At 63.0% G+C, this 25,388-nt stretch carries 23 protein-coding genes and 2 tRNA genes; 20 read left to right on the top strand and 5 right to left on the bottom strand.

Going from position 1 to position 25,388, the window contains the following annotated elements; all coding sequences use genetic code 11:
• Positions 1 to 57 precede the first annotated feature (57 nt).
• The 9 genes from NKI66_RS07605 to NKI66_RS07565 all read left to right on the top strand — a co-directional run bounded on the left by NKI66_RS07605 (position 58) and on the right by NKI66_RS07565 (position 7,623).
• On the top strand, positions 58 to 606 hold the full coding sequence (locus NKI66_RS07605; RefSeq protein ID WP_023812259.1) for a histidine phosphatase family protein: 549 nt from the start codon (positions 58 to 60) through the stop codon (positions 604 to 606).
• Between the two features lie 229 nt (positions 607 to 835).
• Positions 836 to 909: transfer RNA gene (locus NKI66_RS07600), tRNA-OTHER, on the top strand.
• Between the two features lie 2 nt (positions 910 to 911).
• Positions 912 to 981 (top strand) — tRNA-Asn (locus tag NKI66_RS07595).
• Positions 982 to 1,333: 352 nt separating this feature from the next.
• The gene (locus NKI66_RS07590; protein ID WP_023812260.1) at positions 1,334 to 2,476 is read left to right on the top strand and encodes a slipin family protein; all 1,143 of its coding nucleotides are present in this window, start codon (positions 1,334 to 1,336) and stop codon (positions 2,474 to 2,476) included.
• Positions 2,477 to 2,708: 232 nt separating this feature from the next.
• Positions 2,709 to 2,990, top strand: a complete 282-nt coding sequence (locus tag NKI66_RS07585; protein WP_006203389.1) for an acyl carrier protein — start codon at positions 2,709 to 2,711, stop codon at positions 2,988 to 2,990.
• Between the two features lie 56 nt (positions 2,991 to 3,046).
• Entirely contained in the window at positions 3,047 to 4,237 is a 1,191-nt protein-coding gene (locus tag NKI66_RS07580; protein WP_023812262.1) for a beta-ketoacyl-ACP synthase, read from the top strand.
• A 51-nt stretch (positions 4,238 to 4,288) separates the two neighbouring features.
• Complete coding sequence (locus tag NKI66_RS07575; protein WP_023812263.1) at positions 4,289 to 5,560, top strand: beta-ketoacyl-ACP synthase; 1,272 nt, start codon at positions 4,289 to 4,291, stop codon at positions 5,558 to 5,560.
• Between the two features lie 37 nt (positions 5,561 to 5,597).
• Entirely contained in the window at positions 5,598 to 6,626 is a 1,029-nt protein-coding gene (locus tag NKI66_RS07570) for a zinc-binding dehydrogenase (RefSeq protein ID WP_352751368.1), read from the top strand.
• 13 nt (positions 6,627 to 6,639) lie between these two features.
• Positions 6,640 to 7,623 carry a lipid A biosynthesis lauroyl acyltransferase gene (locus NKI66_RS07565; RefSeq protein WP_352552543.1) on the top strand — a complete coding sequence of 328 codons (984 nt, stop codon included), beginning with the start codon at positions 6,640 to 6,642 and terminating at the stop codon, positions 7,621 to 7,623.
• Positions 7,624 to 7,684: 61 nt separating this feature from the next.
• Here NKI66_RS07565 and NKI66_RS07560 read toward each other — a convergent pair whose 3' ends face one another.
• Positions 7,685 to 8,113, bottom strand: a complete 429-nt coding sequence (locus NKI66_RS07560; protein ID WP_023812266.1) for a L,D-transpeptidase — start codon at positions 8,111 to 8,113, stop codon at positions 7,685 to 7,687.
• Positions 8,114 to 8,335: 222 nt separating this feature from the next.
• Here NKI66_RS07560 and NKI66_RS07555 point away from each other — a divergent pair, with 222 nt between their 5' ends.
• The 5 genes from NKI66_RS07555 to NKI66_RS07535 all read left to right on the top strand — a co-directional run bounded on the left by NKI66_RS07555 (position 8,336) and on the right by NKI66_RS07535 (position 14,955).
• Entirely contained in the window at positions 8,336 to 9,616 is a 1,281-nt protein-coding gene (locus NKI66_RS07555; RefSeq protein ID WP_023812267.1) for an acetylornithine deacetylase/succinyl-diaminopimelate desuccinylase family protein, read from the top strand.
• A gap of 162 nt (positions 9,617 to 9,778) precedes the next feature.
• The gene (locus NKI66_RS07550) at positions 9,779 to 11,257 is read left to right on the top strand and encodes an ABC transporter substrate-binding protein (protein WP_023812268.1); all 1,479 of its coding nucleotides are present in this window, start codon (positions 9,779 to 9,781) and stop codon (positions 11,255 to 11,257) included.
• Between the two features lie 265 nt (positions 11,258 to 11,522).
• Positions 11,523 to 12,470, top strand: coding sequence for an ABC transporter permease (locus tag NKI66_RS07545; RefSeq protein WP_023812269.1), 948 nt, complete (start codon positions 11,523 to 11,525; stop codon positions 12,468 to 12,470).
• Positions 12,467 to 13,336, top strand: a complete 870-nt coding sequence (locus tag NKI66_RS07540; RefSeq protein ID WP_023812270.1) for an ABC transporter permease — start codon at positions 12,467 to 12,469, stop codon at positions 13,334 to 13,336. Before NKI66_RS07545 ends, NKI66_RS07540 begins: the two co-directional genes overlap by 4 nt.
• Complete coding sequence (locus tag NKI66_RS07535) at positions 13,333 to 14,955, top strand: ABC transporter ATP-binding protein (protein WP_023812271.1); 1,623 nt, start codon at positions 13,333 to 13,335, stop codon at positions 14,953 to 14,955. The genes NKI66_RS07540 and NKI66_RS07535 overlap by 4 nt, the downstream gene beginning before the upstream one ends.
• Positions 14,956 to 14,976: 21 nt before the next feature.
• On the opposite strand, the gene NKI66_RS07530 is transcribed toward NKI66_RS07535, so the two are convergent.
• Positions 14,977 to 15,408, bottom strand: coding sequence for a TerB family tellurite resistance protein (locus NKI66_RS07530; protein ID WP_023812272.1), 432 nt, complete (start codon positions 15,406 to 15,408; stop codon positions 14,977 to 14,979).
• A gap of 148 nt (positions 15,409 to 15,556) precedes the next feature.
• Here NKI66_RS07530 and NKI66_RS07525 point away from each other — a divergent pair, with 148 nt between their 5' ends.
• From NKI66_RS07525 to NKI66_RS07510, 4 genes are all read left to right on the top strand, one after another.
• A complete protein-coding gene (locus tag NKI66_RS07525) occupies positions 15,557 to 16,342 on the top strand; it encodes a TSUP family transporter (RefSeq protein ID WP_023812273.1) in 786 nt (261 codons plus the stop codon).
• Positions 16,343 to 16,393: 51 nt separating this feature from the next.
• Positions 16,394 to 16,564, top strand: a complete 171-nt coding sequence (locus NKI66_RS07520; protein ID WP_023812274.1) for a hypothetical protein — start codon at positions 16,394 to 16,396, stop codon at positions 16,562 to 16,564.
• 102 nt (positions 16,565 to 16,666) lie between these two features.
• A complete protein-coding gene (locus NKI66_RS07515) occupies positions 16,667 to 17,497 on the top strand; it encodes a helix-turn-helix transcriptional regulator (protein WP_023812275.1) in 831 nt (276 codons plus the stop codon).
• 72 nt (positions 17,498 to 17,569) lie between these two features.
• Positions 17,570 to 17,989 (top strand): VOC family protein, encoded by a 420-nt coding sequence (locus tag NKI66_RS07510; protein ID WP_023812276.1) that lies wholly within the window; start codon positions 17,570 to 17,572, stop codon positions 17,987 to 17,989.
• A 277-nt stretch (positions 17,990 to 18,266) separates the two neighbouring features.
• Here the strand turns inward: NKI66_RS07510 and NKI66_RS07505 are convergent, their stop codons facing one another.
• Both NKI66_RS07505 and NKI66_RS07500 read right to left on the bottom strand, forming a co-directional pair.
• Positions 18,267 to 19,742 (bottom strand): cobyric acid synthase, encoded by a 1,476-nt coding sequence (locus NKI66_RS07505; RefSeq protein WP_023812277.1) that lies wholly within the window; start codon positions 19,740 to 19,742, stop codon positions 18,267 to 18,269.
• Positions 19,742 to 20,356 carry a dimethylsulfonioproprionate lyase family protein gene (locus NKI66_RS07500; RefSeq protein WP_023812278.1) on the bottom strand — a complete coding sequence of 205 codons (615 nt, stop codon included), beginning with the start codon at positions 20,354 to 20,356 and terminating at the stop codon, positions 19,742 to 19,744. Before NKI66_RS07500 ends, NKI66_RS07505 begins: the two co-directional genes overlap by 1 nt.
• A gap of 149 nt (positions 20,357 to 20,505) precedes the next feature.
• Between NKI66_RS07500 and NKI66_RS07495 the strand changes: the two genes are divergently transcribed.
• Together NKI66_RS07495 and mmsB are read left to right on the top strand one after the other, a co-directional pair.
• Complete coding sequence (locus tag NKI66_RS07495; RefSeq protein ID WP_352751366.1) at positions 20,506 to 21,672, top strand: isobutyryl-CoA dehydrogenase; 1,167 nt, start codon at positions 20,506 to 20,508, stop codon at positions 21,670 to 21,672.
• A gap of 24 nt (positions 21,673 to 21,696) precedes the next feature.
• Positions 21,697 to 22,581 carry a 3-hydroxyisobutyrate dehydrogenase gene (gene mmsB / locus NKI66_RS07490; protein ID WP_352751365.1) on the top strand — a complete coding sequence of 295 codons (885 nt, stop codon included), beginning with the start codon at positions 21,697 to 21,699 and terminating at the stop codon, positions 22,579 to 22,581.
• 330 nt (positions 22,582 to 22,911) lie between these two features.
• Here mmsB and NKI66_RS07485 read toward each other — a convergent pair whose 3' ends face one another.
• Positions 22,912 to 25,350: a GcvT family protein gene (locus NKI66_RS07485; RefSeq protein WP_352751363.1), complete on the bottom strand. Its 2,439-nt coding sequence runs from the start codon at positions 25,348 to 25,350 to the stop codon at positions 22,912 to 22,914.
• Positions 25,351 to 25,388: the final 38 nt, after the last annotated feature.

The following is a 25,388-nucleotide window of genomic DNA, read 5'->3' as shown; positions in this document are numbered from 1 at the left end:
CGTCCCTATATGTCCCGTCACCGGAACCCATTGCCGGGAACCGGAGAAGGATAGCGGATGATTCGATTTGCCTTGGCGTTGTTCCTGTTTCTTATTCCCGGCGTGGCCCACGCCACGGATGCAGGCTGGGCGCTGCTGCGCGATGGCGGACATGTCGTGCTGCTGCGCCATGCCATGGTCACCGGCACCACCGACCCGGCCAATTTCGACATCGACAGTTGCGCCACCCAGATGAACCTGTCGGCCCGTGGCAAGCAACAGGCGAGCAAGATCGGCGCTCTGTTTGCCGCCCGTGCGGCACCGATCGAGCGCGTGTTGTCCAGCCGCTATTGCCGCTGCCTCGATACTGCCCGCATCGCCTTCGAGGCCGAGCCGGAGCTGTTTGCTCCGCTCGATCTCCTGAAGGGCGACGAGGCGCAGAAAGCCGCGCAGATCGCGGCGATCCTGAAAGAAATCCGCGCCTATTCCGGCTCCGACAATCTGGTCATGGTCACCCATCTGGAAGACATCGTGGCGCTGACCGGCATCTCGCCGCGCGAAGGCGAGGCCGTGGTCGTGGAGCCGCAGGGCGATAGCCTGCGCGTGCTCGGCCGCGTCACCTTCTGAGCTCCCTGCGCGCGATCGCTGACGTCGAAAGCGGTGTTGCCGAAATGCCACCGCCGCAAGAAGCCGCAAATCCGCCACGACAATGCCGCTTGCGACAACCCGTCGCAGGGGCTATAGGCGCGCTCCCGGTCACGAGAACCGAAGCGAGCACAACGGTTGGAGCTTTCGCCTCCGCCCGTGCAGGCGGCTTTGCCGCCCTGTATACGGCGCCGCTTTGGGGATTGAGATCGCGGATGTAGCTCAGCGGGAGAGCGCCGGATTTGGGTCCGGAGGTCGGGGGTTCAATTCCCTTCATCTGCACCACGGATAGCTCAGTTTGGTTAGAGCATCAGATTGTTAATCTGACTGTCGAAGGTTCGATTCCTTCTCCATTGGCCTGAAAAGCCATCCGAAAAACGGTCAGGGGACTGGAATGCGAAAGACTGAACGGATGGCCCAAGCCCTCGGGCGCGGATCATCCCAAGCGTCTTTCGCCATCGGCTCGCGGCCAGGCCCGCGGTGACGATCAAGGCGCAGTGTCGCCGGCAAAGGAAGCTCGGCCTCCGGCGCCCGCTTCGCTGCCCCGCGATCCGCTCCCGAAGGCCCGCCACGGATTGATGCCACCAGTCCCCGGATCATTCGTGCCCGGACGATGACGCAAGACGACGATGTGAAACGAGAAACGAAAGGAACGATCGACGCATGACTTGACGCCTCGCATGGGGCCATGCCCGACAGGAGTGAAACAATGACAATTCTCGACAAGGTTCTTGGACGCGAGCGCGTCCTCGTAAAGGAAAACGAACGTGCCCTCACCCTCCACAAGGGTGAGATCAAGACTGTCCTGCTGCCGGGCGAACATTGGCTCGCCAACCGGCGCGGCAGCCTTGAAGTGTCCCGGCACGATCTGAAGAACCCGGAATTCGTTTCGGCATACGAGAAGGCGTTGTTCGACAAGCTCCCGGATGTGGCCGCGCGTCATTTCACCGTCGTTCGCACCGGGCGCACGGATGTCGCCATCATCGAGCGTGACGGCAATCTGCACGCCGTTCTGGCGCCGGACCGCAAGCTCGTGCTGTGGACGGATGCCGGTCCGTGGAAGGTGACGCTGATCGACACATCGGTCGATCTCGCCATCGATGCGGCGGTCATGCGCCGGCTCGGCCAGGCCCGGAAGGCGGAATTGATGTCCGTCCACCCGGTCGTCGACGGTCAGGCCGGACTGCTGTTCATCGACGGTGTCCTGGTCAGGACGCTGACGGCGGGCGTGCATGGCTTCTGGAACGTCGGACGCATGGTGCAGATCAAGGTCGTCGACCTCAAGCGCCAGTCGCTCGACGTTGCCGGGCAGGAAGTGCTGACCAAGGATCGCGTGACGATCCGCGTCAACATCGCAGCCGAATACCGGGTCGTCGATCCTGTCAAGGCGGTGAGCATGGTGAAGGACTTCTCCGAAGCCCTTTACCGCGCCCTGCAGTACGCCTTCCGCAAGACCCTTGGCGCGCTGACACTCGATCAGATCCTTGAAAAGAAGGTGACGATCGACGAAGAAGCCGCTGGCAAGGTCCGCGCCGATATGGCCGAGATCGGGGTGGAGGTCAGCGATATCGCCCTCAAGGATGTCATCCTGCCGGGCGAGATGCGCGAGATCCTGAACCAGGTGGTGTCGGCCGAAAAGCAGGCCGAGGCCAACATCATCCGTCGCCGCGAGGAGACGAACGCGACGCGTTCCCTCCTCAACACGGCCAGGGTGATGGCGGAAAACCCGGTGATGCTGCGGTTGAAGGAGCTTGAGGCTCTGGAAACCATAGCCGGCAAGGTCGAGCGGCTGACCGTCCACAACGGAACGGGCGGGCTGCTGAACGATCTGGTCAAGCTCCGCGACAGTTGATGCATGTCGCCCAAAGTGAGTCCGGTTTTGGGAAAACGACATGCCTCGAAACAAAGGCTGACGTAGCGTCAACAAGAAGGGCCCCCGGGGAAACCGGGGGCCTTCTTGCGTTTTCCAGACACCCTACCCATCTGCGCCCGGCGTATCAGCCCTTTTCCTGCCGGGAAAAACCGATTAGACAGCGCCCAAACAAGATGCGGACAGATTCCGCCCGCAACCGAAGGAAAAGCCCTTGTCCACCACGTTCGACAAAGTCGCCAAGATCATTGCCGACACCAGCGAGATCGATATCGAAACCATCACGCCCGAGAGCCACACGATCGACGATCTCGGCATCGACAGCCTCGATTTCCTCGACATCGTCTTCGCCATCGACAAGGAATTCGGCATCAAGGTGCCGCTGGAAAAATGGACCCAGGAAGTCAATGACGGCAAGGCTTCGACCGACGATTACTTCGTCATGAAGAACCTGTGCGCCAAGATCGACGCACTGGTTGCCGCCAAGACCGCCTGACTTCGGTTGAGCGCGTGATCTTGACGCGCCCTGCCGCCTGACCCACAAAGCCGCTCATGAGCAGCCCCCGCGACGTCGTCATCACTGGTATCGGCCTTGTCTCCTCGCTGGGGGAAGGTCCGGACGCCCATTGGCAGAAGCTCGCGCAGCCGGGCCTGGAACCGGTGCTCGAAGCGGCGCGCTTTGCACCCTATACCGTCCATCCATTGCCGGAGATCGACTGGAACCTGCAGATCGCCAAACGCGGCGATCAGCGCCAGATGGAAACCTGGCAGAGGCTCGGCACCTATGCCGCAGGCCTGGCGCTGGACGACGCCGGCATCAAAGGCAATGACGAACTCTGCACGACCATGGACATGGTCGTGGCCGCAGGCGGCGGCGAACGCGACGAGGCAGTCGATGCCGCCATTCTCGCCGCTTCGGAAAACCGCAACGACCGCGATGTGCTGCTCAACGAGAAATTGACCACCGAATTGCGGCCGACATTGTTCCTGGCCCAGCTTTCCAATCTGCTCGCCGGCAACATCTCCATCGTCCACAAGGTGACGGGCTCATCCAGAACCTTCATGGGCGAGGAAGGTGCCGGTGTCGCCGCCGTCGAGACAGCAGCCGCGCGCATCCGCTCCGGCCAGTCGACGCACATCCTGGTTGGCGGCGCCTTCCAGACCGAACATTCCGACATGCTGCTCGGCTATGAACTCGCCGGCTATTTGCATCGCGGCCCGTGGAGGCCGGTCTGGCAAAGACAGGGGGCTGAGGGCGGCGGCGTCGTGACTGGATCCGGCGGTGCCTTCCTGGTGCTGGAGCAGCGCGAACACGCGATGAGCCGCGGCCGCAAGATCTATGCCGAGCTTGGGCCGGTCGTCTCCGGCCGCGCCAGGCGCCCACGGGGAGAACTCGACGCCGAGATCGCCGCACTGCTCAAGCAGGCTGCAATGCCGAACGGCAAATTGCTGGCCCTGTCGGGCGCGTCGGGCGCCCATACGGCAACCATCGCCGAGAAAGCCGCGCTCGACGCCAATCCGGCGATTGCCGCGCGCGGTTTCTCGACGCTGACCGGACACATGAAGGAAGCACAGTTTCCCTTCGCTGTGGCACTGGCGGCGCTGGCCGTCGATCGCAAGGCCGCCTACCCCGTTTTTGATGCCGCAGCCGAGAAGCCGTTCGAAGGGGTTCCCGCAACCGTCCTTGCAACGGCGATCGGCTATCACCAATTCGAGGGCATGGCGCTCGTCAACGCCGCCTGAGGCGGTGGTCCACGATCCATGCCGCAACGATAGACGATCGAGGGCTACCGCATGGCCAATTTGAACGATCATATGGGCAGGCCGATCGTTGCCGTCACCGGCATCGGCGTGGTGACCTCGCTTGGCGTCGGCAAGGCCGACAATTGGGCGGCGCTGACCTCGGGCAAGTCGGGCATCCACCCGATCACCCGTTTTCCGGTCGATCATCTCAACACCCGCATCTCCGGCATGGTCGACTTCCTGCCATCGAGCTCGAAGGGCTCCAGCCACCTCACCTATGAACTGGCGGAAACCGCCGCGCGTGAGGCCGTGGCCGAATCCGGCCTCGATTCCGGTGATTTCGGTGGTCCTCTCTTCCTCGCTTCACCGCCGGTCGAACTCGACTGGCACGACCGCTTCGCGCTCTACAATTCCAACAAACTGGACTCCGGCGGCGAACGGCTGCTGCGGGTGGCGCGCGGATTGAAGGAACTAGACATTTTCGAGACCACGCAGTTCGGCTCGATCGCCGACCGGCTTGCCGACCGTTTCGGCACACGCGGGCTGCCGATCACGCTGTCGACCGCTTGCGCTTCCGGCGCCACCGCCATCCAGCTCGGTGTCGAGGCGATCCGCCGCGGCGAATGCGACCGGGCGCTGTCGATCGGCGCCGACGGTTCGGCAACCGCCGAGGCGCTGATCCGCTTCTCGCTGCTGTCGGCGCTGTCGACCCACAACGACATTCCCGAAAAGGCGTCAAAACCCTTCTCCAAGGAGCGCGACGGCTTTGTGCTGGCCGAGGGCTCCGGCGCTCTCGTGCTGGAATCGCTGGAAGCTGCGATGGCACGCGGCGCCACGATTCTTGGCATCCTGCGCGGCTGCGGCGAAAAGGCGGACGATTTCCACCGCACCCGCTCGAAGCCGGACGCTTCGCCGGCGATCGCGGCGGTCCGTGCTGTGCTTGCCGATGCCGGCTTGAGCGAAGACGAGATCGACTACGTGAACGCTCACGGCACTTCGACGCCCGAAAACGACAAGATGGAGCATCTGTCGCTGTCGACCGTGTTCGGCGAGCGGATCGGCTCGATGCCGGTTTCGTCGAACAAATCGATGATCGGCCACACGCTGTCGGCGGCGGGCGCCGTCGAGGCGGCGTTCTCGCTGATGACGATGCGCGAAAGCGTCATTCCGCCGACCATCAACTATGACAATCCCGACCCCGCGATCGTGCTCGACGTGGTGCCGAACAAGAAGCGCAATGCCGAGGTTCGCACCGTTCTGTCGAACTCCTTCGGCTTCGGCGGCCAGAACACTTGCCTTGTCATGGCGCGGGAACCGGTCTAAGCGACCTTTTTCAGCCAGACCGAAACCGACAGGCCCAATGCGCGCATTGCAACTTATCGAGGACCGCCGTCTTGAAACGGTGGACCTGCCGCCCCCCTCACCGCCGGCACTTGGCGAAGTCACGCTGCGCATCAAGGCGGTGGCGCTGAACCATATCGACGTCTGGGGCTGGCGCGGCATGGCCTTCGCCAAGCGCAAGCTGCCTCTGGTCGTCGGCGCCGAAGCCTCCGGCGAGGTCGAGGCGGTAGGCCCCGGCGTTTCCAGCCTGCTGCCCGGACAATTGGTATCGATCTACGGCGCGCGCACCTGCGGCCTCTGCCGAGCCTGCCGCGAAGGCCACGACAACCTCTGTGAACATGTTTCGGGTGTGCACGGTTTCCATCTCGACGGTTTCGCGCAAGAGAAGATCAACCTGCCGGCTCGCCTGCTGGTCCCTGCCCCGCCCGGCGTGACCGACATCGGCGCGGCGGTCGCGCCCGTCACCTTCGGCACGGTCGAGCACATGCTATTCGACAACGCCAGGCTACAGCCCGGCGAGACGATCCTTATCCATGCCGGCGGATCCGGCATCGGCTCGGCGGCCATCCAGCTGGCCAGGCGGATGGGCTGCACCATCATCACCACGGTCGGCTCCAACGACAAGATCGACAAGGCCAAGGCGCTCGGCGCCGACCATGTCATCAACTACCGCGACGACCGTTTCGAGGGCGTCGTGCGCAAGCTGACCAAGAAGAAGGGCGTCGATGTCGTCTTCGAACATGTCGGCGCCGACACTTTTGCCGCCTCGATGTTGTGCCTGAAGCGTGGCGGCCGCCTGGTGACCTGCGGTTCGACTTCCGGCGTGTCGACGCAGATCAACCTCATGCAGCTGTTCCAGCAGCAATTGAAACTGCTTGGCTCCTTTGGCTGCCGCATGGAGAACATGGCAAACGCCATGCAGAAAATGGCGGCGGGACAGGTCGCACCTGTCATCGACACCGAAGTCGACTTCGACGGTATAGATGCCGCGCTGAAGCGCATGGAAGGCCGCGACGTGTTCGGCAAGATCATCCTGCGCGTCGGCTAGAGCCTTGACCTCTGTGTTCAAGAAGTTCCGCCGGGATCTAAAATTTCGTTACGGCAGGCAACTGCGCCAGCTCAATTACTGGCTGGTGGCGCGGGCGGCGATGATGATCATCTCGGTCCTGCGTCTGCTGCCGGCCGACAGTGCGCTGAATTTCGCCGACCGCGTCGCACGCCTAGTCGGCCCCCGGGTGGGACGCCATCAGGTTGCCGTCGACAATCTGCGCAAGGCCTATCCGGAAAAGAGCGAAGCCGAGATCCAGGCGATCGCCTCCGACATGTGGGGCAACATGGCCCGTCTTGCCGCGGAATACATCTTTCTCGACGCCCTCTTCGACTATGACCCCACGGCCATCAAGCCCGCCCGCATCGAGGTCAAAGGAGCGGACCACTTCGTCGAAATCGCTGGCGAACAGAAGCCGCACATCGTCTTTACCGGCCATCTCGGCAATTTCGAATTGCTGCCGGTGGCGGCGGCGACCTTCGGCATGAACATCACGGCGCTGTTTCGGCCGCCCAACAATCCTTATCTTGCCGACTACATCCTCTCGACGCGCCGCTCGACCATGGGCTCGTTGCTGCCATCGATGGCCGGTGCTTCATTCGCCTTGGCCGGGGTCCTGGAGAACGGCGGCAACATCGGCATCCTTGTCGACCAGAAATTCTCCAATGGACTGGATACGACGTTCTTCGGCCGTCCGTGCCAGAGCAATCGGGTGCTGGCCACCCTTGCCCGTCACTATGACTGCGACGTCTATCCGGCGCGCTGCATCAGGCTGCCAGGCAACCGCTTCCGGCTCGAAATCGAGGACAAGCTGACATTGCCGCGCACCGCTGACGGCAGCGTCGATGTCCACGCCACCACCCAGCGTCTCAACGATGTCGTCGAACGCTGGGTGCGAGAAGATCCCGGCCAGTGGATGTGGTTCCACAAAAGGTGGGAGATCAGCGGCGGGCGTCGAAAGCGGCCCTCGCAGGCAAAAGCGGTCCCAAACGCTTAAACAGAACTGCTGGCGAGGGTGTTAGCCCTGCGCCAGCCGACAACAGCGAACCTGAATCTCTTCAGTTCGTCACGACAATCCGCGTATTGCCGAAGCCGGCTTGCCGAACCATCGCATAGAAGGCGGCGGCGTTGGTCGGGTGCAAGCGCACACAGCCATGCGATGCCGGGCGCCCGAGCTGCCTCACCGCGCCGGTGCCGTGAATGGCATAGCCGCCGCGGAAGAACACGGAATGAGGCATCGGCGACATGTCGTATTTGCGCGAATACCACATCCGCGCCGTCCGTTGCGGCCGATAGCTGCCGCGCGGGGTAATGTAGCCTTTGCGCGCGGTGGAGACGCTCCACCGGTAAACCGACGCACCATATCTGACGGTCATCGTCTGCGACGACACGTCAATATTTGCAACGAGGCTGGCTGCCCAGCCCTGCCCCGAAGCACCGAACAGCATCGCAACAAACACGGCTGCCATGAGAACTGTCTTTTTCATGCGATCAAACCCCTTTGATTGCCCCTAACCTGTCTGCCCTCAAATTGTCTTTCATCTTTTTAATGGCAGATGAACGGGCTAACACACACACCTTGACCAATTCGCCAATCCAAAGCAGCGAATTTGAACGATTTCCCGCAATAGTTGCCGCAACGACACGCCGCCCAGGCTCGATCACCAACGGGCTTGCAAAACCGCTGAGATCGCTGCTCAACTCTGGGTATGAACGAGCGACTCCTCCGGGCAATCGATGACAGGCGCGACGATGTCGTCGCGCTGACCACTGAGCTGATCCGTTTTCCGACCATCAATCCACCCGGCGAGGCCTATCGGCCATGCGCCGAATATCTCGGCGCGCGGCTGAAGAAGAGCGGTTTCGAGACCGAATTCATCCGCGCAGAAGGCACGCCCGGCGACACCGACCGCTACCCGCGCGTCAATGTCGTTGCCCGTTTCGACGGAAGATCGTCAGGCGCCTGCGTCCACTTCAACTCACACATCGACGTGGTCGAAGCTGGCGACGGCTGGACCGTCGATCCTTTTGCCGGCATCGTCAAAGACGGCAAGGTCTACGGCCGCGGCGCCTGCGACATGAAGGGCGGTCTTGCCGCCTCGATCGTCGCAGCCGAAGCCTTCCTGGAAGTCTTCCCCGATTTTCCCGGCGCCATCGAAATATCCGGCACGGTCGACGAGGAGTCCGGTGGTTTCGGCGGCGTCGCCCATTTGGCCAGGCTCGGCTATTTCTCGAAGCCCAGGGTCGACCATGTCATCATTCCCGAGCCGCTGAACAAGGACCGCATCTGTCTCGGTCATCGCGGTGTCTGGTGGGCGGAGATCGAGACCAAGGGCGAGATCGCGCACGGCTCGATGCCGTTTCTCGGCGACAATGCCGTACGTCACATGGGCGCCGTGCTGAGGGCTTTCGAGGACGAGCTGTTCCCCGCACTCGACCGCAAGATGACGCGCATGCCGGTCGTGCCCGAAGGGGCAAAACGCTCGACCATGAACATCAATTCGATCCATGGCGGCCAGACCGAGGACTTCCGGCCCGGCCTGCCGTCGCCCAACGTGCCCGACTCCTGCCGGCTGACCATCGACCGCCGTTTCCTGCTGGAGGAAGATCTCGACACCGTCAAAGGCGAAGTGACCGGTATTCTCGACCGGCTAAAGCGCGAGCGGACAAAATTCGACTACGAAATCCGCGACCTGATGGAAGTGCTGCCGCTGATGACCGAGCGCGACGCCCCGGTGGTCAAGGCGGTTGCGCAAGGCATAATGGCGATCTTCGACCGCGAACCCGACTACGTCATTTCGCCCGGCACCTACGACCAGAAGCACATAGCCCGCATCGGCCATATCTATGATTGCATTGCCTATGGGCCGGGCATTCTCGACCTCGCCCATCGGCCGGACGAATGGGTCGGCATATCGGACATGGTAGAATCGGCCAAGGTGATGGCAATAGGGCTCAACGTGCTGCTGCGCGGCACAGCCACGGAATAAGGTGCGCACCGCGACAAGCTTCGACCTGCCGATGCGGTCGCCAGGACAAAAAGATTCCCGGCCACGCCAATGGGCAGAACGAAACGCAATTTACTCCGTGGCGAAATCACGCTTCTATCGCCCGGGTTCGAGCACGTGTCTGAACGCATGGGGAGTTGCACGATGAAACTGTGGAAAACCATTCTGGCGGCCGCGGTGCTGTCGCTGGCCGCCGGCACCTCTGCGTTTGCCGCGCGAACCGACCTGGTCATCGGCATCGCGCTCGAACCCCCGCATCTCGATCCGACCGCCGGGGCGGCCGCGGCGATCGACGAGGTTCTCTACGCCAATGTGTTCGAAGGCCTGACGCGCATCGGGCCGAATGGCGAGGTGCTGCCGGATCTGGCCGAAAGCTGGACCATTTCCGATGATGGAAAGGTCTACACCTTCAAGCTGCACACCGGCGTGAAATTCCATGACGGCACCGACTTCGACGCCAGCGACGTGAAATTCTCGCTCGATCGAGCCCGCGCCGAAAATTCCGTCAACGCACAAAAGGGCCTGTTCGCCGCCATCGACAAAGTCGACGTGGTCGACCCGGCAACCGTCAAGGTCACGCTGAAAAACCCGCAGGGCTCGTTCCTCTACAATATGGGCTGGGGCGACGCGGTAATCGTGGCGCCGGAATCTGCCGATACCAACAAGGAGAAACCGATCGGCACCGGCCCGTTCAAGTTCCAGAGCTGGGCCAAGGGATCGTCGATCACCTTGGTCAAATCGGATAACTACTGGGGTACGCCGGCGTCCCTCGACAAGGCCGAGTTCCGCATCGTGCCGGATGCAGCCGCCTATGTGCCGGCGCTGCTCTCGGGCGACATCCAGGCTTTCCCGTTCTTCGATGCCGACAGCGTCGCCCAGGTCAAGGACGACCCGCGCTTCAAGGTTGTGATCGGCGCGACCGAGGGTGAGACCATCCTGTCGATCAACAACAAGAAGCCGCCTTTCGACAAGCTGCAGGTAAGACAGGCGATCTCCTACGCGCTCGACCGCAAGGCGATCATCGACGGCGCCTCGGCCGGCCTCGGGCAGCCGATCGGCTCGCATATGTCGCCGGCCAACAAGGACTATGTCGACCTCACCGGCCGCTACCCGCATGATGTCGCCAAGGCCAAGGAACTGCTGAAGGAGGCAGGCCTCGAGAACGGCTTCAAGGCGACGCTGAAACTGCCGCCGCCCGCCTATGCGCGGCTCGGCGGCGAGATCATCGCCTCACAACTTCGCGACGTCGGCATCGATCTGGAAATCATCCCGGTCGAATGGGCACAGTGGCTGGATCAGGTGTTCACCAAGAAGGATTACGACCTGACCATCGTCTCCCACACCGAGCCCAACGACATCGATATCTATTCGCGCAAGGACTATTATTTCAACTACGACAACCCGGCCTTCGACAAGGTGATTGCCGACCTCGGTGTCACCTCCGACGAAGCCAAGCGCAAGGAATTGCTGGGGCAAGCGCAGAAGATCCTGGCCGACGACGCCGTGGTCGGCTTCCTCTACGAATTGCCGAAGGTCGGAGTCTGGGACGCCAAGCTGCAAGGGCTGTGGGAAAACGCGCCGATCCAGGCCAATGATTTGACCAAGGTGAAGTGGTCGGATTGAAGACTCAGGCTGCCTGGCGGAACTTGCGCTCCGTCACACCCCCCTCTGCCCTGCCGGGCATCTCCCCCGCAAGGGGGGAGATCGGCAGTTTGGCCGATGGTGCACCCTTTGCAACCTTCTTGGTCTGCGCACCGTCAACGATTGGCGAAAGCCTCGATGAGAGCACAATCTCCCCCCTTGCGGGGGGAGATGTCCGGCAGGACAGAGGGGGTGTGCGGGAACGCAACCTTTGCCCGGTGGACAAAATAACAGTGCCTCCGCTTCCATGACCGCCTATCTCCTAAAACGCATCGCCGTCGCCATCGCCACGCTGCTGCTGGCTTCCATGGTGGTGTTCGCCGTGCTGGAGATCCTGCCCGGCGATCCGGCACGGCTGATGCTGGGCATGAACGCAAGCGCCGACCAGATCGAACTTCTCCGCAACCAGATGGGCCTCAACGCGCCACTGGCCTTGCGCTATCTGCACTGGGCCGGCGGCCTGCTCAGCCTCGATTTCGGCCGTTCCTACACCTATTCGGTGCCGGTCATCGACCTGGTGAGCGAGCGGCTTGCCGTCTCGCTGCCGCTGGCGCTGATTGCACTTGCGCTCTCCACCATCATCGCGATTCCCGTTGGCCTGTTTTCCGCCAGCCGGCGTGGACGCGCCGGTGATACGATTTCGATGGGTGCCGCACAGCTTGGCGTCGCCGTGCCCAATTTCTGGTTCGCGCTGATGCTGATCTATGTGTTCGCCGTCTGGCTGCGGCTGGTCCCGGCCGGTGGGTTTCCCGGCTGGAGTGCCGGCGTCTGGCCAGCCCTGAAATCGCTGCTGCTGCCGGCGGTCGCACTTGCCTTGCCGCAAGCCGCGATCCTGGCGCGCGTCACCCGCTCGGCGCTGATCGAGGTGCTGAGCGAAGACTACATCCGCACCGCCCGCGCCAAGGGCCTGCCCTATCGCGCAGTCTTGTGGCGGCATGCACTGCGCAACGCCATGATCCCGGTCCTGACCATTCTGGGCCTGCAATTCGCCTTCCTGCTTGCCGGCACCATCATCATCGAGAATGTTTTCTATCTGCCCGGCCTCGGCCGGCTGGTATTCCAGGCGATCACCCAGCGCGATCTGATCGTCGTCGAAAGCGTCGTCATGCTGCTGGTCGCCGCCGTCATCGCCGTCAACCTTCTCGTCGATCTTTCCTATGCGGTTGTCGATCCGCGCCTGAGAAGCCGGCAATGACACTGCACATCGACATCCCAGAGGAGACGTTCGGCAGCATCCTGGCCAAGGCATTCAGGAACACCGCCTTCGTGGCCGGTTTCGTCATCACCCTGCTGATCCTGGCAATGGCAATCGTCTCCTATGCGTGGACGCCCTACGACGTCACCAAACTGGTGATATCGGACAAGACGCAAGCCCCCTCTCTGACGCACTGGTTCGGCACCGATCATTTCGGCCGCGACATCCTGTCGATGGTCATGGTCGGCGCCCGCAATTCGATTGCCGTGGCGCTGGTCGCGGTTGGCATCGGCATGGGGGTCGGCGTGCCGCTCGGCGCCTTTGCCGCGGCACGCGGCGGCCTCGTCGACGAGGCACTGATGCGGCTGAACGATCTCGTCTTCGCCTTCCCGGCTTTGCTGTCGGCGATCATGATCACCGCCATCTTCGGGCCGGGCGCGATCAACGCCATCATCGCCATCGGCATCTTCAACATTCCGGTCTTTGCCCGTGTCGCCCGCGCCGGCGCGCTGGCGATCTGGCCGCGCGAGTTCATTCTGGCCGCGCGCGCCGCCGGCAAGAGCAGCACGCAGATCACAATCGAACATGTGCTGCCCAACATCGCCACGCTGCTCCTGGTGCAGGGCACCATCCAGTTCGCGCTGGGCATCCTGGCCGAGGCCGGGCTTTCCTATCTGGGCCTGGGTGCCCAGCCGCCGATGCCGAGCTGGGGCCGCATGCTGTTCGACGCGCAGACCCGCATGGTGGTGGCGCCATGGATGGCGATCTTTCCGGGCATGGCGATCGTCGTCGCCGTGCTGGGACTGAACCTGCTGGGCGACGGCATTGCCGACATCCTCGATCCGAAATCGCGGCGGCAGCGATGAGCCTGCTCGACATTGAGAACCTGTCGCTGACTATCGGCGACACGCAGATCCTCAGGGGTATGGAGCTTTCCGTCGCGCCCGGTGAGGTAATGGGGCTGGTCGGCGAATCCGGTTCGGGCAAATCGATGACCGCGCTGACGGTGATGCAGCTTCTGCCCCATGCCGCGCGCGCCACCGGACGCGTCACATTCGACGGTATCGACATCCTGGCAGCAACCGAGGACCAGATGTGTGCGCTGCGCGGCGACGACATCGGCATGGTGTTTCAGGAGCCGATGACCGCGCTTAACCCGGTCAAGACCATCGGCGAACAAGTCGCCGAAGGCATCCGCTGGCACACCAAGGCCAACCGCGCCGAAGCCGAAGACCGGGCGCGAAAGATGCTCGACCGCGTCGGCTTGCCCGAGGCGAAATTCCCGATGGCGCGCTTTCCGCACGAACTGTCCGGCGGCCAGCGCCAGCGCGTCGTCATCGCCATCGCCTGCGCGCTGAAGCCGAAGCTGCTGATCGCCGACGAACCGACGACGGCGCTCGACGTGGTGCTGCAGGCACAGATCCTCGACCTGTTGCGCGACCTCGTCGCCGAAAGCCGCATGGGCCTGCTCCTGATCTCGCATGACCTCGCCGTGGTGACCGAGATGGCCGACCGCATCACCATCCTGCGCCATGGCGAGGTGATGGAGGCCGGCGACACGGCGCGCACGCTGTCCGAACAGACCCACCCCTACACGCGCCAGCTGGCGCAGGCCTCGATGCATGTGCCGGCGCGCGCCAGGCCGCATGACATCGAGACGGGCCAACCTTTGCTTCAGGTCGAAAGCGTGACCCGCGACTATCCCGGCCGACGCACCTCATTGTTCAAACGCGCGCCTGGTATCCGAGCCGTCGACGATGTCTCCCTGTCGATGGCGCCGGGTCAGTCAGTGGCGCTGGTCGGCCGCTCCGGTTGCGGCAAGTCAACGCTCGCCCGCATGATCCTGGCGCTGGACCAGCCAAGCTCGGGCACGATCCGGTTCCGAGGCGAGACCGTCACCGGCAAGAGCGAAGCCGAGCTGAAGCCGGCGCGACGTAACATGCAGGTCGTCTTCCAGGATCCCTACGGTTCCTTCGACCCGCGCCAGAAAGTCGAAAAACTGATCGCCGAACCCCTGCATGTGCTGGAGAAAAAGCCGACGCGCGCCGAACGCCGCGAGATGGTGGCGCATGCGCTGCACGAAGTCGGTCTCGGCATCAGCGACATGGACAAATACCCGCACGAATTTTCCGGCGGCCAGCGCCAGCGCCTGTCGATCGCCCGCGCCATCATCACCCGCCCCAAGCTGGTCGTCGCCGACGAGCCGGTCTCGGCGCTCGATGTCTCGATCCGCGCCCAGATCCTCGATCTGTTCGCCGAACTCAACCAGAAGCTCGGCATCGCCTACCTCTTCATCACCCACGACCTGACCGTCGCGCGCGCCATCACGGACGAGGTGCTGGTCATGCATGACGGCAAGGTTGTCGAGCGCGGCAAGACGAGCGAGGTGCTCGACCACCCGCAATCCGAGGCTGCCAAGGCGCTTGTCACCGCCGCCCCTGACTTGCACCGGGCAATCGCGAAGCGGCTGCGAGAGCAAGGCTGATCAGGAGAGAAGGCGGCCCAATCACTCCTGCGGCTTCACCACATCGACCGGGCTGATATCGAGCAGGTCGAGCGTGCGGCGCAGCAGGCGTATCTCGCTCTCGGCCAGTTGCGAATTCGCCTTGGCAATCTCCGCCATATGTTTGGCCAATTGCCGGCGCCGCTCGACATCGAGGTCGCGGAACAGTGCGATCGCCTGCGAACCATTGGTCTCGTAGCCGAACTCGTTGAGATATTCGATGACGCTGTCGATACTGCTTTCCGCAATGCCGAAGGCGTCCTTGCAGATGCGCCGGAAGGCAACCATCTCGCTCTCGCTGACAGACCCGTCGGCCAGGATCATGCGAAACAACATCAGCAGTTCCGCCGACAGGACCGGATCGTCCGCCACCTTGCGCACACCCGGGTCGCCGTCGAATATTTGACGTATCTGGTCCAGCAATGCGAATGCCATCAGGAGCCTCTTTCCGGGTTAACCACACAAATACAAATCCAAGCGCGATGCGCTTGGATAGAGGTAGCGCGGAATCGACCTTGCGCAAACAGGGTGGCCGTGGTCGAACGCCCGATATTTCAGCCGGCCGGATACCCCCATACATCAGATGATCGACCTTAGCATCCAGACCGTCGCCATGCTCGCCTTCGCCGCCTTTGCCGCGGGTTTTGTCGATTCGATCGCCGGCGGTGGCGGGCTGATCACGGTGCCGGCGCTGCTGCTTGCCGGCTTCACACCGGTCCAGGCGCTCGCCACCAACAAACTGCAAGGCATGTTCGGCTCGGGCTCGGCGACCATCCACTACGCATCGAAGGGTCATGTCGATCTGCGCCGGCAATTGCCGTCGGCGCTTCTGGCCCTTGTCGGAAGCGCCATCGGCGCCTTGCTGGCAACGATCGTGCCGGGTGACATTCTGCGTGCTGCCCTGCCTATCGTGCTGATCGCCATCGCGCTCTACTTCGCGTTTAAGCCCAACATGAACGACATCGACCGCGCCGAGCGGCTGTCGCCCTTCCTGTTCGGACTGATCCTTGTGCCCGCCATCGGCTTCTACGATGGCCTGTTTGGACCGGGCGCAGGCTCCTTCTACATGCTGGCCTTCGTGGCGCTCGCCGGCTATGGCGTGCTCAAGGCGACGGCGCATACCAAGCTGCTCAACTTCGCCTCCAACATCGGCGGCTTCATCGTCTTCGCGGCCTTCGGCGTCGTCTACTGGAAGATCGGCCTGATGATGGGCGTTGCCCAGTTCCTCGGCGCCCGCGTCGGCGCCAGCCTGGCCATGCGCATCGGCGCGAAACTGATCAAGCCGCTGCTGGTAATCGTGTGCCTGGCGCTTGCTGTGAAGCTGCTGGCCGACCCGGCGAACCCACTGCGCGCCTTGATTGGTGTGTGATCACGCGCCCTGATAGAATGCCGCTGTTCGAATCATGTTGGAGAGGCAGACATGAATCTTAGCGCACCTACCCAGATCGTTTTTATCATCTCCGTTGTTATCGCCATCATCGGCGTCCTCGCCGCGCTTGGCGTTCTTGCATTCATTCCACTCGCATCGGTGTGGATCGTACTTATTGCTTTCATCGTGCTTGCCGGCGGCTGCTTGATGCGCGGCGCCTGACCATTTCCCTTGAAGTGGGGACGAGGAGCGCCCGGCCAAAAGCCGGGCGCTTTTGATTCCGGCCTCGAGTCTGCTAGATTTGACTTGGCGCAAGGATGGCCAATGCCCGTCGATATGCAACCCCAGCAAGAGCAGGACCGATCCGTCGCCGGGCGGTTCGAGATGCGCCGGCGCCTGCCCGACCCTCGACTTGAGGGCATTGTGTCAGACATTTGCGGCTATCGCGAAATGGCGCCCGGCCATATGCGCAACGTCGAATACGCGTCGCTCACCGTACCGCTGGTCATCAGCTTCGCCGAACCCTTCGCCATCGGCCTCGGCAAGGCGCCCGGCGACAATGACCGCTTCGCCAGTTTCGCCGCCGGTCTCTATGCCGGACCGGTGGTGATCGAATCCTTCGGCGGCGCCTGCTGCGTCCAGGTCAACTTCACGCCGCTTGGCGCACGCCGTTTCTTCCGCCTGCCGATGAGCGAGCTGGCTGACAGCATGGTCGCCCTCGACGACGTGCTTGGCGCGCAAGGCATGGCGCTGCGTGAACGGCTTGGCAACGCGCCGGACTGGGCCACGCGTTTCGACGTGGCCGAAGCCTTCGTCACCGCCCGTCTCGAGAACGCCGCGGAAACGCCGCTCGAAATCGCCTGGGCCTATGACCGCATCATCACATCCGGCGGCCGGACCCGCATTGCATCGATCGCCGAAAGACTGGGCTGGAGCCGCAAACATCTCGCCGGCAGTTTTTCCAACGCCATCGGCATCGGCCCCAAGACGCTGTCGCGCATCGTCCGCTTCAACCGGGCGCTCGGCCTGTCGAGACAGCCGGCAGCCGACTGGGCGGATATCGCCGCCGATTGCGGCTATGCCGACCAGGCGCATCTGGTGCGCGAGTTTCGCGACCTCGCCGGCGAAACGCCGACCGCGCTCTCTGTCAGGTAACATTTCTTCAAGACGCCGGAACGGCCTTTGAGCAGGGTGGGTTGTCGACCAACCCAAATGAAGGAGGTTCCCATGCCAACCACCACTGAAACGCCCCGCCTCTATCCCGCTTTGCGCTACAAGAACGCGGCAAGAATGATCGACTGGCTGGGCGAAGCTTTCGGCTTCAGCGTCCGGGCCCGCTATGGCGAAGGCGATGTCGTGCACCATGCCGAACTGGTCTTCGGCTCCTCAATGATCATGCTGGGCACGGTGCGCGACGACGACTACGGCAAGATGGTCGGCGAGCCCGGCTCAGGCGGCGGCAAGTCGATCTACATTGCAGTCGATGATGCCGATGCCGCCTATGCCAAGGCCAAGAAGGCCGGCGCCACAATCATCCAGGAATTGACCAACCGCGACTATGGCAGCCGCGAGTTCATCTGCCGCGACCCGGAAGGCAATGTCTGGTCGTTTGGCACCTACTGGCCGAAGGCTGGCGAGAAGGCCTGAGTTATTGCGCTGCTGGCTGGGGATTGACCGAGGCGTCCTCAACTTCGTCATCCTAGGGCGAAGCAGGAGCGAAGCTCCGTCGCGGAGACCCTAGGATCCATGCCGCGACCTCAGTCGTAGAGTGCAGCGGTGCAGAATTCTGCACCGAAGCAACGCTTCGAAGTTGCGGCATGGATCCTCGGGTCTGCGCCGCGTCGCTACGCTCCTTGCTCCGCCCGTGGATGACGACGTGATCGGCGTTTATCGCTAATTGCCAAGGTGGTTCGCCAACGGGGATCTATCGAGCCAACCCAAAAATCGCGTCACAGTCGAGATTAGTCTCCAGCTCGGCCGCGATCTCGTCCAGCGCTTTCTCGACCTCGGCGCGATAATCGACGCCGCCGCCGCTGACGCCAAGGCTCGCAAGGTAGGCAGCGCGAAAGCCATCGGCGCCAAACAGGCCATGCATATAAGTACCCAACACCTTGCCGTCGGCCGACACCGCCCCATCCTCGATGCCATTGATGATTGCCGACGGCCGCAGCGTATCCGGTCCGGTGGTGCGGCCGAGATGGATTTCGTAGCCTTCGAGCGGCAGGTCGAATTGCACCGAACGGGCGCTGATATTGCGCACCGTCTTTTCCGGTTCCATCACCGTTTCGACGTCGAGCAGGCCTAGCCCTTCGGCTTCGGTGACGCTGCCCTCGACGCCGTCGGGATCGCGGACAGCACGGCCGAGCATCTGGAAACCACCGCAAATGCCGACGACATGGCCGCCGCGCTTGCGATGGGCCAGCAAGTCGCGATCCCAGCCGTTCTCGCGGAATTTCAGGAGATCGCCGATGGTCGACTTGGAGCCCGGAATGACCACCAGTCCGGCATCGGCCGGCAGCGGCCTTCCCGGCGGCACGAACACCACCTCGACCTGCGGTTCGGCCTTGAGCGGGTCGAGATCGTCGAAATTGGCGATGCGGCCAAGCATCGGCACCGCCACCTTCAGCGCGCGCGCTTCGCCGGATGCCAGCCGTTCCAGCACCACCGAATCTTCCGAAGGCAGGCGTGCCGCCGCCTTCAGCCACGGCACGACACCGAAACAGCGCCATCCCGTGAATGTCTCGATCGACTTCAGACCGTCGTCGAACAGCGAAACGTCGCCGCGAAACTTGTTGATGAGGTAGCCGACGATCATGCGCCGGTCCTCTTCCGGCAGGATCAGATGCGTGCCGACGACCGAAGCGATGACGCCGCCGCGATCGATGTCGCCGACCAGCACCACGGGCACGTCGGCGCGCGTGGCAAAGCCCATATTGGCGATGTCGCGGCTGCGCAGGTTGATCTCGGCCGGCGAACCGGCGCCCTCTACGATGACCAGATCGGCGCCCTCGCCGACCTTGCCCCAGGAGTCCAGCACGGCATCCATCAGCCGGCCCTTCATCGCCTGGTAGTCGCGCGCCCGCGCTTCGCCGAACATTTTGCCCTGCACGATGACCTGCGCGCCGACATCGGTCTGCGGCTTGAGCAGCACCGGGTTCATGTGAACCGATGGCGCAACACCGCAAGCGATCGCCTGCAGCCATTGCGCGCGGCCGATCTCGCCGCCGCCATGATTGTTGTCGCCCGGAATGTCGGCGACGGCGGCGTTGTTCGACATGTTCTGCGGCTTGAATGGCCGCACCTTCAGCCCACGCTTTTTTGCCGCCCGGCAGAGGCCGGCGACCAGCACCGTCTTGCCGACATCCGAACCCGTGCCTTGCAGCATGATCGCTTTGGCCATCAGCCCCTGCCCTGCGCCACGGTTCCGGTAATATCGGATTTCTGCGCCAGCGGCCCGCCGCGCCAGATGTAGAGCGCCAGCAATGGGTCCTTGCCGGTGCGCATGGCGTGATTGACGTTGGACGCGTGGTGGACGACCTCGCCGGCCGTGCGCATGCAAAAGCCGCTCTCGCCCATGCGCCATTCGGTACCGCCGGTCAGCGGAATGTAGATTTCCTCGGCAATGTGATGGTGGTCGGGATAGACGATATCAGGCCCAAGGATCAGCACGCCGGCGGCGACCGCGTCATTGGCGAAGTGGCCTCGGTTGCCGAACACTTCCAGCCAGCCGTAATTGTCGATGAACTCTTTTCCGAAATCCGCCTCGCTGTAGGTCTGCCCCCAGCGGAAATCATTCCGACGCTCGGCAAGCAGTTGCACCAGCGGCTTGGCATCCGACGGCGCCAGTTCGGCGGCGCGATCAAGATGGCGCAGGCAGGCAAGCGGATGTGGCTCCAGCGTGCGGGCCGGCATGCCCCAGCCAATGCGCGCCACGGCTTCGCGCACCAAGGCGTGATCCACGGACGCAAGGTATGCGTGGAACCGGCCCAGCAGTTCATCGAATTTTGTCGTCACATTGTGCTCCGGACATGCATTGATGCACAGCCGCTCCCCAAATGGCCGGTTGATAGGCTCGGGTTGCGCGGCGGCATCATTGGTCTAGATTGGTGCGCGCGCAAAGCCAAAAACGACAGGCCAACAGGTCGAAGATTAGGGAGCACGCCATGGACGCCGCGGTCGATGCGAGCACCAGCCAGTTCGAACTTAACGAGGAGCAGCGCGCCATCCAGGAGATGGCGCAGGCCTTCGCCGCAGACCGTGTCGCGCCGAATGCGTTAGACTGGGACCGCAACAAGCATTTCCCGGCCGACGTGATCCGCGAGACCGGGCCGCTCGGCCTTGGCGGCATCTATATCAGCGATGACGTCGGTGGTTCCGCGCTCGGCCGGCTCGATGCCGTACTGATCTTCGAGGCGCTTGCGCACGCCGATCCGGCCTTCTCGTCCTTCATCTCGATCCACAACATGGTGGCCTCGATGATCGACCGTTTCGGCAATGACGAGCAGCGCCAGCGCTTCCTGCCCAAGCTCACGTCGATGGAATGGCTGGCGAGCTACTGCCTGACCGAGCCCGGCTCCGGCTCCGATGCCGCGGCGCTCAAGACACGTGCGGTCAGGAGCGGCGACGACTATGTCCTCAACGGCACCAAGCAGTTCATCTCCGGCGCTGGCGACAGCGATGTCTACGCCGTCATGGTGCGCACCGGTGCCGAGGGGCCGAAAGGCATTTCCACCATCATCGTGCCGAAAGACGCGCCAGGCCTCTCCTTCGGCGCCAACGAGCACAAGATGGGCTGGCACATGCAGTCGACCCGCCAGGTGATTTTCGAGGATTGCAAGGTGCCGGCGGAAAACCTTTTGTCCGGCGAAGGCGCGGGCTTCGGCATCGCCATGGCCGGGCTCGACGGCGGCCGGCTGAACATATCAGCCTGTTCGCTGGGCGGCGCGCAGTCGGCGCTCGACAAGGCGCTTTCCTACACCGCCGAGCGCAAGGCCTTCGGCTCGAAGATCAATCAGTTCCAGGCGCTGCAGTTCAGGCTGGCCGACATGGAGACCGAGCTGCAGGCGGCGCGTATTTTCCTTTATACCGCCGCCTCGAAGCTCGACAGCAAGGCGCCGGATGCCGGCAAATGGTCGGCGATGGCCAAGCGCTTCGTCACCGACACCGGCTTCAATGTCGCCAACGACGCACTGCAACTGCTCGGCGGCTACGGCTACCTGCACGACTACGGCATCGAGAAGCTGGTGCGGGACCTGCGGGTACACCAGATCCTCGAAGGCACGAACGAGATCATGCGCGTCATCATCGCGCGGGCGCTGATCGGTCGCTGACGTTACAAAATCGGGAGAGAGACAATGACGACGATCGCCTTCATCGGCCTCGGCAACATGGGCAATCCAATGGCCGCCAATCTGGTCAAGGCCGGGCACCAAGTGCATGGCTTCGACTTGATGCCCGAGAATTTGACCGTCGCGCGCGAGCATGGCGTCGTCATCATGGCCAACGGGCCGGCTGCGGTGAAGGATGCCGACGTGGTGATCACCATGCTGCCTGCCGGCAAGCATGTGCTGTCAGTCTATGAAGACATCGCGCCCAAGGCGAAAAAGGGGGCGCTGTTCATCGATTCCTCCACCATCGATGTGGAGTCGGCGCGCAAGGTGCACGCCATAGCCGCCAAACACGGCCTGCTGTCCGTCGATGCGCCCGTCTCAGGCGGCACCGGCGGTGCCGCAGCCGGCACGCTGACCTTCATGGCCGGAGGCTACGATGACGCCTTTGCAACTGCCGAGCCGATCCTGAAGCCGATGGCCGGCCGCATCGTCCATTGCGGCGGCGACGGCGCCGGCCAGGCGGCAAAGATCTGCAACAACATGATCCTCGGCATTTCGATGATCGGTGTCGCCGAAGCCTTCGTGCTGGCGGAAAAGCTCGGCCTGTCACACCAGGCGCTGTTCGACGTCGCCTCAACCTCGTCGGGGCAATGCTGGTCCTTGACCACCTATTGCCCGGTGCCCGGCCCGGTGCCGACTTCGCCCGCAAACAGGGACTACAACCCAGGATTTGCAGCAGCACTGATGCTGAAAGACCTGAAATTGTCCCAGGAAGCCGCGCAAAGTGCGGGTGCTGTAACGCCGCTTGGTGCCGAAGCAGCCCAGCTCTATGCCTTGTTCAACGCCCAGGGACATGGCGGCGTCGATTTCTCCGGCATAATTAATTTTCTCAGGGGTAACCCAGCGTAACCCTTGGATTTGGCGGGTTTTTCCGGTTTCCTTCGGTGGAAAAAATGCAAATTTAGATTTGCTTAAGCTCTCGATAACTCCGCGGTAACGATGTCCCTATAAAACGGACTGCGAGGCGGACATATCTCATCCGCCCGGCGCTCCGGATCAGGTCTCGCGTACCGGAGCCCGTAAGTTTCGACAAGTGCCATAAGTTTCGCAAAGTGTTTGCGTAGCGAAGCGCCATGCGTATCTGGCAAAGCCGCGTTCCTGATGGAGCGCGGTTTTTGCGTTTTGCCCTGCAGCACGTTTTGAGACATCGATAACCCGGAAACTGTACTCCGGGATGCCTCACATGCGCCCGCGGGCGCCTTCCGGATCATAGGGCGAGTCCGCGATCACCTTGGCCGCGCGGCGCTCGCCGAGGATGGACACCTCGAGCTCGATACCGGGCGACACAAGTTCCAGGGGCAACAGCGCAAGTGCGATGTCGTGACCGAAAGTGTAGGAGTAGCCCGCAGAGGTGATGTGGCCGACGAGCTCGCCTTCGCGGTAGACGCCCTCGAAGGCGAACGCGCTCGCACCGTCCGTATCGATCGACAGCGTGGCGATCCGGCGTGCCGCCCCCTGCTTCTGTTTTGCGACCAGTGCCGCGCGGCCGATGAAGTCCCCTTTGTCGAGGCTCATGAATCGGTCGAGGCCGCTCTCCCAGGCCGACAGTTCGAGATTCATGTCGCGATACATGGCGCGGTAGGATTTATCGAGACGAAGCGATTCCAGCGCTTGAAGTCCGACCAGCCTCAGTCCGTGCGCCTCCCCCGAGGCCAGGAGCGCATCCAGCAAATGCCGCTGATAGCAGAGCGGATGATAGAGCTCCCATCCCAATTCGCCCGAATAGTTGACGCGCAGCAGTCGCACGTCGCTGGCCATGCCGACAGTGCCGGACTGCACGCTGAACCAGGGGAAGGCCTCGTTGGAGAGATCTATTTCCGTCAGCGGCTGCAATATGTCGCGCGCCTTCGGCCCAACCACCGTGAAGCTGCCGCGATCCTCCGTGACGTTGCGCAGATGCACGCTGCCGTCCTTCGGCAACAGCCGGCGGAGATCGTCAAGGTTACAGCGCTCTGCGCGCGGCGTCGATATGAGATAGAACAGGTCGCTCTGCAGCCGCGCCACCACATACTCGGCCCGCACGCCGCCGGCCGGCGTCAGGTGATGGGCAAGAGCGACGCGACCGGGACGCGGCAGTCTGTTGGCTAGGATTCCGTCGAGCCAGTCCCTTGCGCCCGGTCCGCTGACCTCGAACTTGGTCATTGGTGTCATCTCGACCAGGCCAGCGGTCTGGCGGACAGCCTGGACCTCCGCGGCGACGTGGTTCCCTTTGGGGGTCCAGCGCCAGCTGCAGACGTTGCGCGCTTCGACACCGGCAGGCGCAAACCAGCTCGGCATCTCCCAGCCGTTCAACACATCCCACACCGCGCCGAGCTGGCTTAGACGGTCATAGGAAGGGGCCGTTTTCTGCGGTCGTGCCGCCGGCATGTCCTGGCCTGGATAGTGCTGTGCGGCGTGGGTGCCCCAGGCTTCCCGGACCTTTGCCCGGGTCCAGTTCTTGTTGGCATATTGGCCGAACCGACGGGGATCCAGCTCCGCCGTGTCGATGCTGTTGCCACCCTCCACGATCCGTTCGGAGAGGTAGTAGCCAATCGCACCGCCCCAAAGGATGCCCCCCGGCACCCCTTCGGCGAGCCAGACATTCTCCAGGCCCCACGCCTGCCCCATCAGCGGCAGTTCATCGGCCGTCATCTGGAAAGGCCCTCGCACATTCCGCTTGATGCCGGCGCGGCCTAGTGCGGGGACCAGTTCGGTCGCGCGCTCCCAGTTCCAGGAAACGGCGTCGAAATCTTCATCGAGCAGATCGGCGCCGAACCATTCCGGGACGCCGTTTTCGGCGAACAGCTTGAGCTGCTCGGTACGCTCATAGGGGCCGAACATCAGCCCGTCCCCCTCTTCGCGCAGATAGCCCTCATAACCCTCGTCCCTGAGGATCGGCATCTCCGGAAGACCAAGCCGTTTGCGTTCCACCACCTCGGGAACCGACTCGGTGATCCAGTACTGATGCAGGATCGGGATCGCGGGAATGTCCAGGCCCAGCATGGCGCCTGTCTGGCGTGCGTAATTGCCGGTCGCAAGGATGACATGTTCGCAAACGATGTCACCGCGCGAGGTATTGACCCTCCACTCGCCGCTCGGCATCCGCTCGAAACCCACGACCTCGGTATCAAGATGGATCTTCGCGCCGAGGTCGCGTGCACCCTTGGCCATGGCCTGGGTGACATCGGCGGGTGCAATGTGGCCGTCATCGGGATGGTAGAGGGCGCCCAGCATGCTGTTGTTGTCGAGCAGCGGCCAGATCTCTCGCGCCTCCGCGGGCGATACGATCCGGGCCCGCACACCCTGGACCTCGGCAACGTCCATGTAGCTTCTGTACTCGTCCAGCCTGTCGCGCGTGTTGGCAATGCGCAGCTGGCCGCATTTGTGCCAGCCGACGTTCTGGCCCGTCTCCGCCTCCAGCCCCTCATAGATTTCGATCGACCTGGCGATCATGCGGCCGACATTGCGGCTGCGCGCGTAAGAGGGGATGAGCCCCGCGGCATGCCATGTCGACCCGGCCGTAAGCTGCGTTCGCTCCAACAATGCCACATCGGTCCAGCCGCGCTTTGCCAGGCCGTAGAGAATGCCGGCACCCACACAGCCGCCACCGACCACGACCGCACGAAAGGAACTCACCATATGCGCGTGCCCTTGTATGAAATTGCCACCGGCCCACA

Origin of the sequence: Mesorhizobium sp. M0518, from assembly GCF_040321125.1 — a bacterium.
Classification (GTDB): Bacteria; Pseudomonadota; Alphaproteobacteria; order Rhizobiales; family Rhizobiaceae; genus Mesorhizobium.
The sequence above is the reverse complement of the archived record's forward strand: the minus strand, read 5'-3'. Positions and strand labels throughout refer to the sequence as shown.

Excerpts from the sequence above, each read along its gene's own strand:
- NKI66_RS07530 (WP_023812272.1), bottom strand. The coding sequence starts at position 15,408 with ATGGCATTCGCATTGCTGGACCAGATACGTCAAATATTCGACGGCGAC.
- NKI66_RS07580 (WP_023812262.1), top strand. The coding sequence starts at position 3,047 with ATGAGCAGCCCCCGCGACGTCGTCATCACTGGTATCGGCCTTGTCTCC.
- NKI66_RS07510 (WP_023812276.1), top strand. The coding sequence starts at position 17,570 with ATGCCAACCACCACTGAAACGCCCCGCCTCTATCCCGCTTTGCGCTAC.
- NKI66_RS07485 (WP_352751363.1), bottom strand. The coding sequence starts at position 25,350 with ATGGTGAGTTCCTTTCGTGCGGTCGTGGTCGGTGGCGGCTGTGTGGGT.
- NKI66_RS07570 (WP_352751368.1), top strand. The coding sequence starts at position 5,598 with ATGCGCGCATTGCAACTTATCGAGGACCGCCGTCTTGAAACGGTGGAC.
- NKI66_RS07560 (WP_023812266.1), bottom strand. The coding sequence starts at position 8,113 with ATGAAAAAGACAGTTCTCATGGCAGCCGTGTTTGTTGCGATGCTGTTC.
- NKI66_RS07525 (WP_023812273.1), top strand. The coding sequence starts at position 15,557 with ATGATCGACCTTAGCATCCAGACCGTCGCCATGCTCGCCTTCGCCGCC.
- NKI66_RS07545 (WP_023812269.1), top strand. The coding sequence starts at position 11,523 with ATGACCGCCTATCTCCTAAAACGCATCGCCGTCGCCATCGCCACGCTG.
- NKI66_RS07555 (WP_023812267.1), top strand. The coding sequence starts at position 8,336 with ATGAACGAGCGACTCCTCCGGGCAATCGATGACAGGCGCGACGATGTC.
- mmsB (WP_352751365.1), top strand. The coding sequence starts at position 21,697 with ATGACGACGATCGCCTTCATCGGCCTCGGCAACATGGGCAATCCAATG.
- NKI66_RS07520 (WP_023812274.1), top strand. The coding sequence starts at position 16,394 with ATGAATCTTAGCGCACCTACCCAGATCGTTTTTATCATCTCCGTTGTT.
- NKI66_RS07535 (WP_023812271.1), top strand. The coding sequence starts at position 13,333 with ATGAGCCTGCTCGACATTGAGAACCTGTCGCTGACTATCGGCGACACG.
- NKI66_RS07495 (WP_352751366.1), top strand. The coding sequence starts at position 20,506 with ATGGACGCCGCGGTCGATGCGAGCACCAGCCAGTTCGAACTTAACGAG.
- NKI66_RS07540 (WP_023812270.1), top strand. The coding sequence starts at position 12,467 with ATGACACTGCACATCGACATCCCAGAGGAGACGTTCGGCAGCATCCTG.
- NKI66_RS07550 (WP_023812268.1), top strand. The coding sequence starts at position 9,779 with ATGAAACTGTGGAAAACCATTCTGGCGGCCGCGGTGCTGTCGCTGGCC.
- NKI66_RS07590 (WP_023812260.1), top strand. The coding sequence starts at position 1,334 with ATGACAATTCTCGACAAGGTTCTTGGACGCGAGCGCGTCCTCGTAAAG.
- NKI66_RS07605 (WP_023812259.1), top strand. The coding sequence starts at position 58 with ATGATTCGATTTGCCTTGGCGTTGTTCCTGTTTCTTATTCCCGGCGTG.
- NKI66_RS07505 (WP_023812277.1), bottom strand. The coding sequence starts at position 19,742 with ATGGCCAAAGCGATCATGCTGCAAGGCACGGGTTCGGATGTCGGCAAG.
- NKI66_RS07515 (WP_023812275.1), top strand. The coding sequence starts at position 16,667 with ATGCCCGTCGATATGCAACCCCAGCAAGAGCAGGACCGATCCGTCGCC.
- NKI66_RS07575 (WP_023812263.1), top strand. The coding sequence starts at position 4,289 with ATGGCCAATTTGAACGATCATATGGGCAGGCCGATCGTTGCCGTCACC.